Origin of the sequence: Streptomyces sp. NPDC000075 (assembly GCF_040301925.1) — a bacterium.
Classification (GTDB): domain Bacteria; phylum Actinomycetota; class Actinomycetes; order Streptomycetales; family Streptomycetaceae; genus Streptomyces; species Streptomyces polychromogenes.
On sequence record NZ_JBEPFL010000069.1, the window covers coordinates 1 to 13416 of the forward strand.

Genomic DNA, 13416 nt, shown 5'->3' on the forward strand with positions numbered 1-13416 from the left:
GCCCGCCGAGGAGGCGCCCGGGCAGGGGCCGGCCGGCCCGGGTGGCGGGGGCCCGGCCCGGCCGGGGCTGCGGCTGCGGCCCGCCACCGTCCGGGCGAAGATCGTCTCGCTGCTGATGGTCCCGGTGGTCTCCCTGCTCGCCCTCTGGGGCTTCGCCACCGTCGCCGCCGCCCAGGACATCGCCCGCCTCGGCCGCGTCCGGCAGGTCGACGCCGAGATACGCACCCCCGTCGCGGCCGCCCTCACTGAGATCCAGGCCGAACGGCGGGCCACCGTCCGCTTCCTGGCCGATCCCGCCTCCGACCAGGCGTCCGCCCTGGGGGACCAGGCCCGGCGGACCGACGCGGCCGTACGGAGGCTGCGCTTGGGCGACCGCCACACCGTCGCCGAGTCCGGCGACTACCGCGCCGACGTGGTCGCCCGGCTCGGCGCCTTCGTCACCGACGCGGAGGCGCTCGGCTCCACCCGCAAGGACGTCGTCGCCCGCCGCGCCACCCCGGACGGCGCCTACGAGACGTACACCCGCGTCGCCGAATCCGCCCTCGCCGTCGAGGGCGCCCTCTCCGACGGCCGCGACGCCGGCAGCGGGCCGGAGGCCCGGGTGCTGCTGGAGTTCGCCCGTGCCGCCGAGCTGCTCTCCCGTGAGGACGCCCTGCTCGCCCTGCCGGGCACGGGTCCCCGCAACGCCGAGGCGCAGCGCCGCCTGACCGGCACCGTCGAATCCCGCCGCACGCTGACCTCGGCGAGCGCGGCGGACCTGCCGGCCGGCCAGCGGGCGGTGTGGGACTCCGTGGCGAGGAGCGCCGCCTACGCCGAACTCACCGGCGCCGAGGACAAGGCCCTGACCCCGGCCGCCACCGGGTCTCCCGCCGCTTCCGCGTCCTCCGCGTCCTCCGCGTCCTCGGCCTCCTCCGCAGCCAAGGAGCCTCGCGGCACGCCCCCGGGCTGGGACGGCGCGTACGCGAGCGTCAGCAGCTCCCTGCGCGAGATCCGCCAGGCCGCGCACGCCGAGACCACCGGACGCGCCGACCCGCTCGTCGAAGCCGCCCTCAGCCCGGCCGGTGCCGCCGTGCTGCTGGGCCTGGCCGCCGTCGCCGTCTCCCTCGTCATCTCCGTCCGCATCGGCCGCTTCCTGGTCGTCGAGCTGGTCTCGCTGCGCAACTCCGCCCTGGACATCGCCCACCGCAAGCTCCCCCGGGCCATGGACCGGATCCGGGCGGGTCGGGCCGACGAGATCGACGTCGAGGCCGAGGCCCCCTCCGGTCCCCCCGCCGAGGACGAGATCACGCAGGTCGGCGAAGCCCTGTCCACCGTCCACCGGGCCGCCCTCAGCGCCGCCGTCGAACGGGCCGAACTCGCCAGCGGGGTCAGCGGGGTCTTCGTCAACCTCGCCCGCCGCAGCCAGGTCCTGGTCCACAAGCAGCTCAGCCTGCTCGACTCGATGGAACGCCGGGCCGACGACCCGGGCGAGCTGGGCGACCTCTTCCGGCTCGACCACCTCACCACCCGGATGCGCCGCCACGCGGAGAGCCTGATCATCCTCTCGGGCGCCGCCCCCGGCCGGGCCTGGCGGATGCCGGTGCCGCTGACGAACGTCGTGCGCGCGGCCGTCTCCGAGATCGAGGACTACCCGCGCGTCGAGGTGCGCGGGCTCGCCGAGACCTCCGTCGCCGGCGGTTCGGTCGCCGACCTCACCCACCTCCTCGCGGAACTGATCGAGAACGCCGCCCAGTTCTCGCCGCCGCACACCAAGGTCCGGGTCAGCGGAGAGCCCGTCGGCGCCGGCTACGTGCTGGAGGTCGAGGACCGGGGGCTCGGCATGGGCCGCGAGGCCCTCGCCGGCGCGAACCGCCGGATCGAGCAGTCGGAGGACCTCGACCTCTTCGACAGCGACCGCCTCGGGCTCTTCGTGGTCAGCCGCCTCTCCGCCCGCCACGGCATCCGGGTGCACCTGCGCCCCTCGCCGTACGGGGGCACCACCGCCGTGGTGCTGCTGCCGCTCTCGCTCCTCCAGGGCGCCATCGAGGCCCCGCCGGCCGCCGCCGCAGAGCCGCCCGAGGAGGAGCAGGGCCCGGCCGGCGGGGTGCGGCCGGAGCCGCTGCGCGCGAGTGTCGCCGTACGGGGGACGGCGCGCGGCATCCGGGTCCCCGGCCCGGGCCACCCGAGGACCGCCCCGCCCGCCGCGTCCGGCCCCGCGCCTGCCGCGCCGAGCCCCGCGCCCGCCGCGTCCGGCCCCGCGTCCGCCGCGCCGAGCCCCGCGTCCGCCGTGTCCGGCCCCGCGCCGCGCCCCGCGTCCGCCGTCCCCGACCCCGCCGCGTCCGGTCCCGGCGCCCCGGCGCCCGGGTTCGGGCCGGCCGCCGACCCCGGCCCGGGGCCGGGGGAGCCGCGCCCCGCCCCCGTGGCGGCGCTCCGGCCGCGCGGCCCCGGCGGCGCGGGCATCCGTACCGCCCGGGCGTCCGCGCCGGTCCCGCCGCCGCAGGCAGCACCGGCCCCGGCCCCCGCCGCCTCCGTGAGCGAACTGCCGCGCCGGGTGCGCCAGGCCAGCCTGGTCCCGCAGTTGCGCGGGGCCCGCGCGGCGCAGGACCCGGCCGGGGAACGGGCCCCCGAGGAGTCCCCGTCGCGGAGCCCGGAGCAGGCGCGGGACCGGATGGCGGCCTACCGGGCCGGCTGGGCGCGCGGTTCCCAGGACGATTCCCCCCACGCAGGCAGCGAAGGAGAAGTGTGATGATCGAACACCACAGGGCCGGTCTCGACGGTGTCCGCCGGACCGGCGAACCGGACTGGCTGCTCGACGAACTGGTGACGCGGGTCCGCGAGGTCCGGCACGCGGTGGTCCTGTCCAACGACGGGCTCGCCGTCGGCTCCTCCAGCGGCCTGGGCCGGGAGGACGCCGAGCACCTGGCCGCCGTGGCCTCCGGCTTCCACAGCCTGGCCAAGGGCGCGGGCCGGCACTTCCACGCCGGGGACGTGCGCCAGACGATGGTGGAGATGGACGAGGGGTTCCTCTTCGTCGCGGCGGCGGGGGACGGTTCCTGTCTGGCCGTCCTCAGCACGGCCGGCGCGGACATCGGCCTGATCGCCTACGAGATGGCCCGCCTGGTCAAGCGGGTCGGCGAACACCTCTACAGCCCGCCCCGGTTCGCCGTCCACCACCCGCCGGCCGCCGGATGAGAGCGGCGTCCCGGCAGGTGGACGGCCGGTGGTACGACGCCGACGCGGGCCCGCTCGTCCGCCCGTACGCCATGACCGGGGGGCGTACGAAACCGGGCGCGCACGGGGTCCGCTTCGACCTGATCGCCCTGGTCGTGGTCGACGCCGACGCCGGCGGGGCGGCGGACGAGTCATCGCTGGAGCCCGAACACCGGGCCCTGCTGGGGCTGTGCCGCGCCGAGACCCAGTCGGTCGCGGAACTCGCGGCCGAGGCGGACCTGCCGGTGGGCGTGGTGCGGGTGCTGCTGGGGGACCTGCTGGAGGCGGGGCACGTGCGGGTCAGCCGGCCCGTGCCGCCGGCCCGGTTGCCGGAGATGCGGATTCTGCGGGAAGTCATCGAAGGATTGCGAGCACTGTGATGGGACTGCACGACGACGGGCCGGCGGAGACGGGGGGCCCGGCGAGCGACGGGGAACTGGCCGCGCTGGCCCTGAAGATCCTCGTGGCCGGCGGGTTCGGGGTGGGGAAGACCACGCTGGTCGGCGCGGTCAGCGAGATCCGTCCGCTGCGGACGGAGGAGCTGCTGAGCGAGGCGGGCGAGCTGGTCGACGACACCGGCGGGGTGGACCGCAAGACCACCACCACCGTGGCCATGGACTTCGGCCGGATCACCATCCGCTCCGGGCTGTCCCTGTACCTGTTCGGGACGCCGGGCCAGGACCGCTTCTGGTTCCTGTGGGACGAGCTCTCCCAGGGCGCGCTCGGGGCGGTGGTGCTCGCCGACACCCGGCGGCTGGAGGACTGCTTCCCGGCCGTGGACTACTTCGAGCACCGGCGGATCCCGTTCGTGGTCGCCGTGAACTGCTTCACGGACGCCCGGCGGTACGGGGCGAACGAGGTGTCGCGGGCGCTGGACCTGGAGCAGGGGACGCCGGTGGTGCTGTGCGACGCGCGGGACAAGGACTCGGGGAAGGAAGTGCTGATCCGGCTGGTCGAGTACGCGGGCCGGGTGCACACGGCGCGGCTGCTGGACTCGGTGGGCCCGCAGGCCGGTTCCCTGTGAAGGACCGGATTCCGTCTCTTGACGGTGCCGCCGCAGGTGGTGGAGGCGGGGCGGCCGCCGCCGGGAACGGACCGGATGGGAGTGATGTGCGGGCTTCCGTCCGTATGGACCGCGTACGGCGGCGGGGCGCGGGCGGGGCACGGGCGGGACGCCCGCCATTTCTCTTGAGTCATCTTCCGTGCCGTGCGTCCCTCCTCCTTGCCGGAAAGCCCCTGGTGGGCAAGGCTTGCGGCACGACCACGCGGGGAGGGGCGCGGCCACGTCGGCCGGGTCAACGGGGAGGGGCTGGAAATGGCACTGGACAAGCAGCTCGACTGGTTGCTGGACGACCTGACGCGCAGGGTTCCGCAGGTCCGCCACGCCGTGGTGCTGTCGAACGACGGGCTGGTGACGGCGGCGAGCGCGGGCCTGGCGCGGGAGGACGCCGAGCACCTGGCCGCCGTCGCGGCGGGGCTGCAGAGCCTGGCGAAGGGCTCCGGACGGCACTTCAGGGCGGGTGAGGTGCGCCAGACGATGGTCGAGTACGACGAGGGCTTCCTCTTCGTGGTGGCGGCGGGCTCGGGCAGCAGCCTGTGCGCGCTGAGCGCCGCCGAAGCCGACATCGTGCAGGTCGCGTACGAGATGACGCTGCTGGTCAACCGGGTGGGAGAGCACCTGGGCGTGGCGGAGCGGCGGATCACCGGGGGCTGAGCGCGGGGGCGGGGCGGGGCGGGGGCGGAGCGGCGGCTGGGCGCGGAGGCTGAGCGGGGGTCGGCGAGGGTTATCCACAGGCCCTGCGGGATGTCGTAGCGCTCGGTTACGGTCTTTACACAGAGTGATCGCCATGGGTGGTCGCCATACGTGGGGGAGGACCGTGATGGAGAGGGAACTGTGCGAGCGCGCGCCCGTCGGGGCGGCGGCGCTACGGGAGGATGCGGGGTCGCGTGCCCCGCTCGCCGGAATCCGCGCCGCGGCGGAACTGGGCCTGAGGCGCGGTGAGTTCGCCCGGGCGGTCCAGCTGGGCCTGGTGCGCCAGGGGCCCCGCGCGGCGGGGGGCGCCGCCCGCTTCACCCGGGCCGAGCTGGAGCGGGTCAAGGCGGAGCGGGGGTTCCCGGAGGCCCTGCGCGCCCGGGTCGAGACGGTGGCCGGCGCGGACCACGGGGCGCGGGTGCTGGGCACCGTGCCCACCCGGTTCACCCGGCTCGCCCGCTGCGGGCACCTCAGCCCCGTCGGCTACCGGGTCAACCGCTACCGGGCCCTCGTCTGGCTCTATCTGGCGGCGGAGCTGCGGGAGTTCGCCGCCCGGCGGCCCGCGCTGCTGAGCGGCGCGGCGCCCCCGGAGGACCGGGAGCTGCTGGCCGCCGGGGCCGACTTACGGCCGGGCAGGTGGCGGGAGCGGCATGTGTCACTGCTGCTGAGACGAACCGCCGACCCCTGGGAGCGGGCGGCCGTACTGGCATCCGTCCTCCCGGAGGGGGAGGTGCTGGCCGCCGTCCCCGACCCGGCGGAACGGATCGTGCTCGCCGCGCTCGCGCCGCCCCCGCCCTACGGCCACCCGCAGGTCCCCGCAGCGGCGGCCGTCGCCGGTCCGCTGCTGCTGGCGGGGCCGCCGGAGGAGGTCGGCCGCTACCGCGCCGGCCTGGACCTCGCCCTGACCGGGGCGCGGGGTCAGTCGAACTCGACAGGGGAGAGGGGGCCGACGTAGACCCAGGCGCCGTCCTCCCGGGAGAAGGCGCTGTGCTCGCGCAGCGATCCCGTGTGCCCGCCCTCGCGGTAGTGGGCGCGGAACTCCACCGACCCCTCGGTCTCGAAGATCCCGCCGCGCTCGGTGCCGAGGATCTCCAGCCGCTCCCAGCGCTGGTCCGGATCCAGGTCGAGCCGGCCCGGGCGGGTCGAGGGGTGCCAGGACCGCAGCAGGTAGGCGGTGTCGCCGACCGCGAAGGCGCTGAAACGCGAGCGCATCAGCAGTTCGGCGGTGGGCGCCTGCCGGGCGCCGGAGTGGAAGCGCCCGCAGCAGTCCGGGTAGGCGGCGGGCAGCCCGCAGGGGCAGGGGAGGGCCGGGGTGGTCATGGATGCGCTCAGTTCTTCGGGACGGGACGGAGACGGGAGGGGTGAGCGGGCGCGGCGGGGCCGGGCCTACTGCGGGGAGACGGCAGGCCGCGCCTTCTCGGCCGGGTACGGGCGGAAGAGGCCCTCCTGGACCACGGAGACCAGCAGCCTGCCCTCCAGGTCGTAGATGCGGCCCCGGGCCAGGCCCCGGCCGCCGTGGGCGATGGGCGACTCCTGGTCGTACAGGAACCACTCGTCCGCCCGGAACGGCCGGTGGAACCACATGGCGTGGTCCAGGGAGGCCATGTCGAAACCGCGCATGCCCCACAGCGGTTCCACGGGGATGCGCACGGCGTCGAGGAGGGTCATGTCACTGGCGTAGGTGAGGGCGCAGGTGTGCACGAGCGGGTCGTCGCCCAGCGGGCCGACCGCCCGCATCCACACCGCGCTGCGCGGGTCGGCGTCCTTGAGCTCATCGGGAGTCCAGCGGAGCCGGTCCACGTACCGGATGTCGAAGGGCTGGCGGCGGGCCATCCGCTCCAGTGCCTCCGGCAGCGCGCCCAGGTGCTCGCGGATCTCGTCCGCGACCTTCGGGAGCGAGTCCGGGTGGGGGAAGTCGAGGCGGGGAGGCAGCTGGTGCTCGATGCTGCCCTCCTCCGGGTGATGGAAGGAGGCGGTCAGGTTGAAGATGGTCTTGCCCTGCTGGACGGCGGTGACCCGGCGCGTGGTGAAGGAGCGCCCGTCACGTACCCGCTCCACCTGGTACACGATCGGCACCCCGGGGATCCCCGGGCGCAGGAAGTACGCGTGGAGGGAGTGGACCGGGCGGTCGCTCTCGGTGGTCCGGCCGGCCGCCACCAGGGCCTGGCCGGCGACCTGCCCCCCGAACACGCGCTGGAGGGACTCCTGGGGGCTGGCCCCCCGGAAGATGTTGACCTCGATCTGCTCCAGGTCGAGCAGGTCGACGAGTCTCTCGGCGGGGTTCGTCATCAGGGGCTCTCCACTGTCGTTTCCGGGGGGTGCGGCGGGCCGGGCGGGTCCGCCCGGCCGGGCGGCTTGCGGGTCGGGGGTCCCCCCGGACGGCGTCCGGGGGAGCTCAGAGCGCGCCGAGCTCGCCCACCGAGGTGACCCGGATGACGGCCCGGCCCTCCTCGTCGGACGCGGCGAGGTCGACCTCGGCGCTGATGCCCCAGCCATGGTCGCCGTTCGGGTCGGCGAAGGTCTGGCGGACGCGCCACAGGCCGTGCGCCGCGTCCTCCTCGATCTGCAGGAGCTTGGGGCCGCGCGCGTCGGGGCCGGTGCCCAGGTCGTCGTACTCGTCCCAGTACCCGTCCATGGCCTCGCCCCAGGCGTCGGCGTCCCAGCCGGAGTCGGCGTCCAGCTCGCCGAGCTGGTCGACGTGGTCCAGGGCCGCCAGCTCGACCCGGCGGAACATCGCGTTGCGGACCAGTACGCGGAAGGCGCGGGCGTTGGCCGTCACCGGCTTGACCTGGTCGGCCTTCTCCTGGGCCTGCTCCGCCGTCTCCACCTCCGGGTTCGCCAGCTGCTCCCACTCGTCCAGCAGGCTGGAGTCGACCTGGCGGACCAGCTCGCCCAGCCAGGCGATCAGGTCCTCGAGGTCCTCGGACTTCAGGTCGTCGGGGATGGTGTGGTCGAGGGCCTTGTACGCGCTCGCCAGGTAGCGCAGCACGATGCCCTCGGTGCGGGCCAGCTCGTAGAACGAGGTGAACTCGGTGAAGGTCATCGCCCGCTCGTACATGTCGCGGATGATCGACTTCGGGGAGACGGGGTGGTCGCGGACCCACGGGTGGCTCTTGCTGTACACGTCGTAGGCGTGCACCAGGAGCTCTTCCAGGGGCTTGGGATAGGTGACCTCCTGGAGGCGCTCCATCCGCTCCTCGTACTCGATCCCGTCCGCCTTCATCGCGCCGACCGCGATGCCGCGCTCCTTGTTCTGCTGGGCAGCCAGGATCTGGCGCGGGTCGTCCAGCGTGGACTCCACGACCGAGACCATGTCCAGCGCGTAGGAGGGGGACTCGGGGTCCAGCAGGTCGAAGGAGGCCAGCGCGAAGGTGGACAGCGGCTGGTTCAGCGCGAAGTCCTGCTGGAGGTCGACGGTGAGGCGGATGGTGCGGCCCTCGGCGTCCGGGGTGTCGAGCTTCTCCACGACGCCGCCGTCCAGCAGCGACCGGTAGATCGCGATGGCCCGGCGGATGTGCCGCAGCTGCGCCTTGCGCGGCTCGTGGTTGTCCTCGAGGAGGCTGCGCATCGCCTTGAAGGCGTCGCCCGGGCGGGCGATCACCGACAGCAGCATGATGTTGGTGACCTTGAAGCGCGAGGTCAGCGGTTCCGGGTCCGCGGCGATCAGCTTCTCGAAGGTGGTGTCCGACCAGGCGACGAAGCCCTCGGGAGCCTTCTTGCGCACCACCTTGCGGCGCTTCTTCGGGTCGTCACCGGCCTTGGCGAGGGCCTTCTCGTTCTCGATGACGTGCTCGGGGGCCTGTGCGACCACGAACCCGGCCGTGTCGAAGCCGGCGCGGCCCGCGCGGCCGGCGATCTGGTGGAACTCGCGGGCCCGCAGCGTGCGGACGCGGTTGCCGTCGTACTTGGTGAGCGCGGTGAACAGCACCGTGCGGATCGGGACGTTGACGCCCACGCCGAGGGTGTCGGTACCGCAGATGACCTTGAGCAGACCCGCCTGGGCCAGCTTCTCGACCAGCCGCCGGTACTTGGGCAGCATGCCCGCGTGGTGCACGCCGATCCCGTGGCGGACGTAACGGGAGAGGTTCTGGCCGAACTTCGTGGTGAAGCGGAAGTTTCCGATCAGCTCCGCGATCTTGTCCTTCTCCTCGCGGGTGCACATGTTGATGCTCATCAGCGACTGTGCCCGCTCGACCGCCTGGGCCTGGGTGAAGTGCACGATGTAGACGGGCGACTGCCGCGTCTCCAGCAGCTCGGTGATCGTGTCGGTGATCGGCGTGGTCACGTACTCGTACGAGAGGGGGACGGGCCGGGTCGCGGAGCGGACCACCGAGGTCGGGCGGCCCGTGCGCCGGGTCAGGTCCTCCTCGAACCGCTTCACGTCGCCGAGCGTCGCCGACATCAGGACGAACTGCGCCTGCGGCAGCTCCAGCAGCGGGATCTGCCAGGCCCAGCCGCGATCCGCCTCCGCGTAGAAGTGGAACTCGTCCATCACGACCTGGCCGATGTCGGCGTACTTGCCGTCGCGCAGCGCGATGGAGGCCAGGACCTCGGCGGTGCAGCAGATCACGGGGGCGTCCGCGTTCACGGAGGCGTCGCCGGTCAGCATGCCGACGTTCTCGGTGCCGAAGAGCTTGCACAGGTCGAAGAACTTCTCCGACACCAGCGCCTTGATCGGAGCGGTGTAGAAGGTGACCTTGTCCTGGGCCAGCGCGGTGAAGTGCGCGCCCGCCGCGACGAGGCTCTTGCCGGAGCCGGTCGGCGTCGACAGGATGACGTTCGCGCCGGAGACGACCTCGATCAGCGCCTCCTCCTGAGCCGGGTACAGGGTGATGCCCTGGTCCTCCGCCCACGAGGAGAAAGCCTCGAAGAGGGCGTCGGGGTCGGCGGTCGGCGGGAGCTGATCAATGAGGGTCACGCCCCCCATCTTGCCTGGCTTCCCGCCGGAAGAGGGAACCGGCGGACGGAAAGAAGATCATCGCCGGTACGCTGGGCCGTCGAGGCGGCCCGACCGAAGTCATCGACGGGGCCCCACCACGACGGGACCGGGGCGGGAAACGAGCATGATGGGTCCGGCGCACTCACTGTCCGGGGCGGCGGCCTGGCTGGGGGTGGGCGCGGCGACCGCTGCCGCCGGGCACCCGATGCCCTGGCCCGTCCTCGTCGTCGGCGCGCTGATCTGCGCGGGCGCCGCCCTCGCCCCCGACCTCGACCACAAGTCGGCGACGATCTCCCGCGCCTTCGGGCCGCTGTCCAAGGGCCTGTGCGAGGTGGTCGACAAGCTCTCGTACGCCGTCTACAAGGCGACCCGCGCACCGCGCGACGCCCGCCGCAGCGGGGGCCACCGCACACTGACCCACACCTGGCTGTGGGCGGTCCTCATAGGCGCCGGCTCCTCCGCGCTCGCGGTGTGCTTCGACCGCTGGGGCGTCCTCGTACTCCTCTTCGTCCACCTGGTGCTGGCCGTCGAGGGCCTGCTCTGGCGGGCGGCGCGGATGTCCAGCGACGTCCTGGTCTGGCTGCTCGGCGCCACCAGCGCCTGGATCCTGGCCGGGGTCCTCGACGAGCCGGGCAACGGCGCCGGCTGGCTGTTCACCGGCCCCGGACAGGAATACCTCTGGCTCGGCCTGCCGATCCTGCTCGGCGCCCTGGTGCACGACATCGGCGACGCGCTGACCGTCTCCGGCTGCCCGATCCTGTGGCCCCTGCCGGTCAAGGGGAAGCGCTGGTACCCGATCGGTCCGCCGAAGGCGATGCGCTTCCGCGCGGGCAGCTGGGTGGAGCTCAAGGTCCTCATGCCGGTGTTCATGCTCCTGGGCGGCATCGGCGGCGCCTCGGCACTCGGCTTCATCTGAGCCCCTGAGGACTCCGTCCGGGCCGCCGGCCCGGCCGAGCCCCCAGGAGCAGTCGGCAGCGGCCCGTCCCGGGCAGGCTGCTCAGGTGCCCCGTCCCGGGCAGCCAGGGCAGGCCGCTCCGGTGCCCCGTGGCGGCGGGCCGGGGCGGAGCGGCCCCCGGCCCCGGCCCGTCAGCCGTGCCAGGACCGCCACAGAGCCGCGTACGCCCCGTCGGCCGCCACCAGCTCGTCGTGCGAGCCGAGTTCGCTGATCCGGCCGGCCTCGACCACCGCGATCACGTCCGCGTCGTGCGCCGTGTGCAGCCGGTGGGCGATCGCGATGACCGTCCGGCCGTCCAGCACCCGCGCCAGCGACCGCTCCAGATGCCGGGCCGCCCGCGGGTCCAGCAGCGAGGTCGCCTCGTCCAGCACCAGCGTGTGCGGGTCCGCCAGCACCAGCCGGGCCAGCGCGATCTGCTGCGCCTGCGCCGGGGTCAGCGCGCTGCCGCCCGAGCCCACCTCCGTGTCCAGTCCCGACTCCAGGGCCCGTGCCCAGCCGTCGGCGTCGACCGCGCCCAGCGCCGCCCACAGCTCGGCGTCCTCGGCCCCCGTCCGGGCCAGCCGCAGGTTGTCCCGCAGGGAGCCCACGAACACGTGGTGCTCCTGGTTCACCAGCGCCACGTGCTCGCGCACCCGCTCCGCCGGCATCCGCGACAGCCGCGCCCCGCCCAGCGTGACCTCCCCTGCCCGGGGAGCGTAGATCCCCGCCAGCAGCCGGCCCAGCGTGGACTTGCCCGCCCCCGACGGCCCGACCAGGGCCATCCGGGTGCCCGGCGGCACGGACATCGACACCCGGTGCAGGACGTCCACGCCCTCCCGGTAGCCGAACCGGACCTCCTCCGCCCGCACGTCCCGGCCCTGCGGGGCCACCGCTCCGTCACCCGCCGCCGGCTCGATCTCCCGCACCCCCACCAGCCGCGCCAGCGACACCTGCGCGACCTGGAGCTCGTCGTACCAGCGCAGGATCAGACCGATCGGGTCGACCATCATCTGGGCCAGCAGCGCACCCGTGGTCAGCTGGCCGACCGACATCCAGCCCCGCAGCACGCAGTACCCGCCGATCAGCAGCACCGCGCCCAGGATCGTCACATAGGTGACGTTGACGACGGGGAAGAGCACCGTCCGCAGGAACAGCGTGTACCGCTCCCAGGCCGTCCACTCCCTGATCCGCCGCTCCGACAGCGCGATCCGCCGCCCGCCCAGCCGGTGCGCCTCCACCGTGCGCCCCGCGTCCACCGTCTCCGTCAGCGCCGCCGCGACCGCCGCGTACCCGGCGGCCTCCGAGCGGTACGCCGAGGGCGCCCGCCGGAAGTACCAGCGGCAGCCCAGGACCAGGACCGGCAGCGCCACCAGCGCGGCCAGCGCCAGCTGCGGCGCGGTCGCCGCGAGCGCCCCGTACAGCAGCCCCGCCCAGACCACGCCGATGGCCAGCTGCGGCACCGCCTCGCGCATCGCGTTCGCCAGCCGGTCGACGTCGGTGGTGATGCGCGACAGCAGGTCGCCGGTACCGGCCCGCTCCAGGACACCCGGCGGCAGCCCCACCGACCGCACCAGGAAGTCCTCGCGCAGATCGGCCAGCATCTCCTCGCCGAGCATCGCCCCCCGCAGCCGCACCAGCCGCACGAAGCAGGTCTGGACGGCGAGCGCGAGCGCGAACAGCAGCGCCACGCGCCCCAGGTGCAGCTCCCGCTCACCCGCCGAGAGCCCGTCCACCACCCGGCCCAGCAGGTACGGGCCGACCATGGAGGCGACCACCGCGACCGCGTTGACGCACACCAGCGCCGTGAAGGCCCGCCGGTGCCGCCGCAGCAGGCCGCGTACATAGCCCCGTACGGTCGCCGGCGTGCCCACGGGCAGGGTCGCGGCCGTCTCGGGGGCCGCCGGATCGTACTCCGGCGGCGCCACACCGATCATGCGGATTCCTCGATCTCTGTGAGTTCCTCGTCCGAGCGGGTCTCCCCGTCGGTCTCCCGGGTGACGACCGCCCGGTAGCGCGGCTCGGCGCGCAGCAGCTCGCGGTGGGTGCCCGCCGCCACGGCCCGGCCCGCGTGCACCAGGACCACCCGGTCCGCGCGGTCCAGCAGCAGCGGCGAGGACGCCAGCACCACCGTGGTGCGCCCGGCGCGCAGCCGCGCGACCCCGTCGGCGATCCGCGCCTCGGTGTGCGCGTCCACCGCCGAGGTCGGCTCGTCCAGCACCAGCACCTCCGGGTCGGTGACCAGCGACCGCGCCAGCGCGAGCCGCTGGCGCTGCCCGCCGGACAGCGACCGGCCGCGCTCGGTGATCCGCGCGTCCATCGCGTCGTCCACCCCGTCGGGGGCCCCCTGGAGCAGCGCGTCCAGGACGTCCCCGCACTGCGCCGCCGCCAGCGCCGCCGGTGCGGCCACGGCTCCCGACGCCGGTACGTCGAACAGCTCGCGCAGGGTCCCGGACAGCAGCACCGGGTCCTTGTCCTGGACGAGGACCAGCCCGCGCGCCGTGTCCAGCGCGAGGTCGTCCAGCGCGACCCCGCCGAGCAGCACCGACGGCGCGGCGCCGTCGGCGTTCTCGGCAGCCGCGCCGGCCGCCGCGTCCCCGGCGC

Annotated in this window: 12 protein-coding genes; 7 read left to right on the forward strand and 5 right to left on the reverse strand. The window is 74.6% G+C overall.

The window, feature by feature from the left end; genetic code table 11:
* From ABT403_RS38565 to ABT403_RS38590, 6 genes are all read left to right on the forward strand, one after another.
* On the forward strand, positions 1 to 2725 hold a 2725-nt coding region (locus tag ABT403_RS38565), incomplete at its 5' end, for a sensor histidine kinase (protein WP_502966022.1).
* Positions 2725 to 3171: a roadblock/LC7 domain-containing protein gene (locus ABT403_RS38570; RefSeq protein WP_344150450.1), complete on the forward strand. Its 447-nt coding sequence runs from the start codon at positions 2725 to 2727 to the stop codon at positions 3169 to 3171. The genes ABT403_RS38565 and ABT403_RS38570, both read left to right, overlap by 1 nt.
* The gene (locus ABT403_RS38575) at positions 3168 to 3569 is read left to right on the forward strand and encodes a DUF742 domain-containing protein (protein WP_344150453.1); all 402 of its coding nucleotides are present in this window, start codon (positions 3168 to 3170) and stop codon (positions 3567 to 3569) included. The genes ABT403_RS38570 and ABT403_RS38575 overlap by 4 nt, the downstream gene beginning before the upstream one ends.
* A complete protein-coding gene (locus ABT403_RS38580; RefSeq protein WP_344150456.1) occupies positions 3569 to 4213 on the forward strand; it encodes a GTP-binding protein in 645 nt (214 codons plus the stop codon). The genes ABT403_RS38575 and ABT403_RS38580 overlap by 1 nt, the downstream gene beginning before the upstream one ends.
* Positions 4214 to 4504: 291 nt before the next feature.
* Entirely contained in the window at positions 4505 to 4903 is a 399-nt protein-coding gene (locus ABT403_RS38585; RefSeq protein WP_042809302.1) for a roadblock/LC7 domain-containing protein, read from the forward strand.
* Positions 4904 to 5069: 166 nt separating this feature from the next.
* Complete coding sequence (locus tag ABT403_RS38590) at positions 5070 to 5897, forward strand: DUF6397 family protein (RefSeq protein ID WP_344150465.1); 828 nt, start codon at positions 5070 to 5072, stop codon at positions 5895 to 5897.
* On the opposite strand, the gene ABT403_RS38595 is transcribed toward ABT403_RS38590, so the two are convergent.
* The 3 genes from ABT403_RS38595 to ABT403_RS38605 form a co-directional block, all read right to left on the reverse strand.
* On the reverse strand, positions 5861 to 6262 hold the full coding sequence (locus ABT403_RS38595) for a YchJ family protein (protein ID WP_344150468.1): 402 nt from the start codon (positions 6260 to 6262) through the stop codon (positions 5861 to 5863). The two genes, ABT403_RS38590 and ABT403_RS38595, sit on opposite strands and share 37 nt — an antisense overlap.
* A gap of 66 nt (positions 6263 to 6328) precedes the next feature.
* The gene (locus tag ABT403_RS38600) at positions 6329 to 7231 is read right to left on the reverse strand and encodes an acyl-CoA thioesterase (RefSeq protein WP_344150471.1); all 903 of its coding nucleotides are present in this window, start codon (positions 7229 to 7231) and stop codon (positions 6329 to 6331) included.
* Positions 7232 to 7337: 106 nt separating this feature from the next.
* Positions 7338 to 9860: a DEAD/DEAH box helicase gene (locus tag ABT403_RS38605; protein ID WP_344150474.1), complete on the reverse strand. Its 2523-nt coding sequence runs from the start codon at positions 9858 to 9860 to the stop codon at positions 7338 to 7340.
* A 145-nt stretch (positions 9861 to 10005) separates the two neighbouring features.
* Between ABT403_RS38605 and ABT403_RS38610 the strand changes: the two genes are divergently transcribed.
* Entirely contained in the window at positions 10006 to 10797 is a 792-nt protein-coding gene (locus ABT403_RS38610; protein ID WP_344150477.1) for a metal-dependent hydrolase, read from the forward strand.
* A gap of 170 nt (positions 10798 to 10967) precedes the next feature.
* Here ABT403_RS38610 and ABT403_RS38615 read toward each other — a convergent pair whose 3' ends face one another.
* Complete coding sequence (locus ABT403_RS38615; RefSeq protein ID WP_344150480.1) at positions 10968 to 12749, reverse strand: ABC transporter ATP-binding protein; 1782 nt, start codon at positions 12747 to 12749, stop codon at positions 10968 to 10970.
* Positions 12746 to 13416 (reverse strand): ATP-binding cassette domain-containing protein (locus ABT403_RS38620; RefSeq protein ID WP_351650927.1); only part of this gene is annotated, 671 nt, incomplete at its 5' end. The genes ABT403_RS38615 and ABT403_RS38620, both read right to left, overlap by 4 nt.

Bases quoted from the DNA above. Each gene is read 5' to 3' on its own strand.
- ABT403_RS38585 (WP_042809302.1), top strand. From the start codon at position 4,505: ATGGCACTGGACAAGCAGCTCGACTGGTTGCTGGACGACCTGACGCGC.
- ABT403_RS38570 (WP_344150450.1), top strand. From the start codon at position 2,725: ATGATCGAACACCACAGGGCCGGTCTCGACGGTGTCCGCCGGACCGGC.
- ABT403_RS38610 (WP_344150477.1), top strand. From the start codon at position 10,006: ATGATGGGTCCGGCGCACTCACTGTCCGGGGCGGCGGCCTGGCTGGGG.
- ABT403_RS38590 (WP_344150465.1), top strand. From the start codon at position 5,070: ATGGAGAGGGAACTGTGCGAGCGCGCGCCCGTCGGGGCGGCGGCGCTA.
- ABT403_RS38615 (WP_344150480.1), bottom strand. From the start codon at position 12,749: ATGATCGGTGTGGCGCCGCCGGAGTACGATCCGGCGGCCCCCGAGACG.
- ABT403_RS38580 (WP_344150456.1), top strand. From the start codon at position 3,569: ATGGGACTGCACGACGACGGGCCGGCGGAGACGGGGGGCCCGGCGAGC.
- ABT403_RS38600 (WP_344150471.1), bottom strand. From the start codon at position 7,231: ATGACGAACCCCGCCGAGAGACTCGTCGACCTGCTCGACCTGGAGCAG.
- ABT403_RS38595 (WP_344150468.1), bottom strand. From the start codon at position 6,262: ATGACCACCCCGGCCCTCCCCTGCCCCTGCGGGCTGCCCGCCGCCTAC.
- ABT403_RS38575 (WP_344150453.1), top strand. From the start codon at position 3,168: ATGAGAGCGGCGTCCCGGCAGGTGGACGGCCGGTGGTACGACGCCGAC.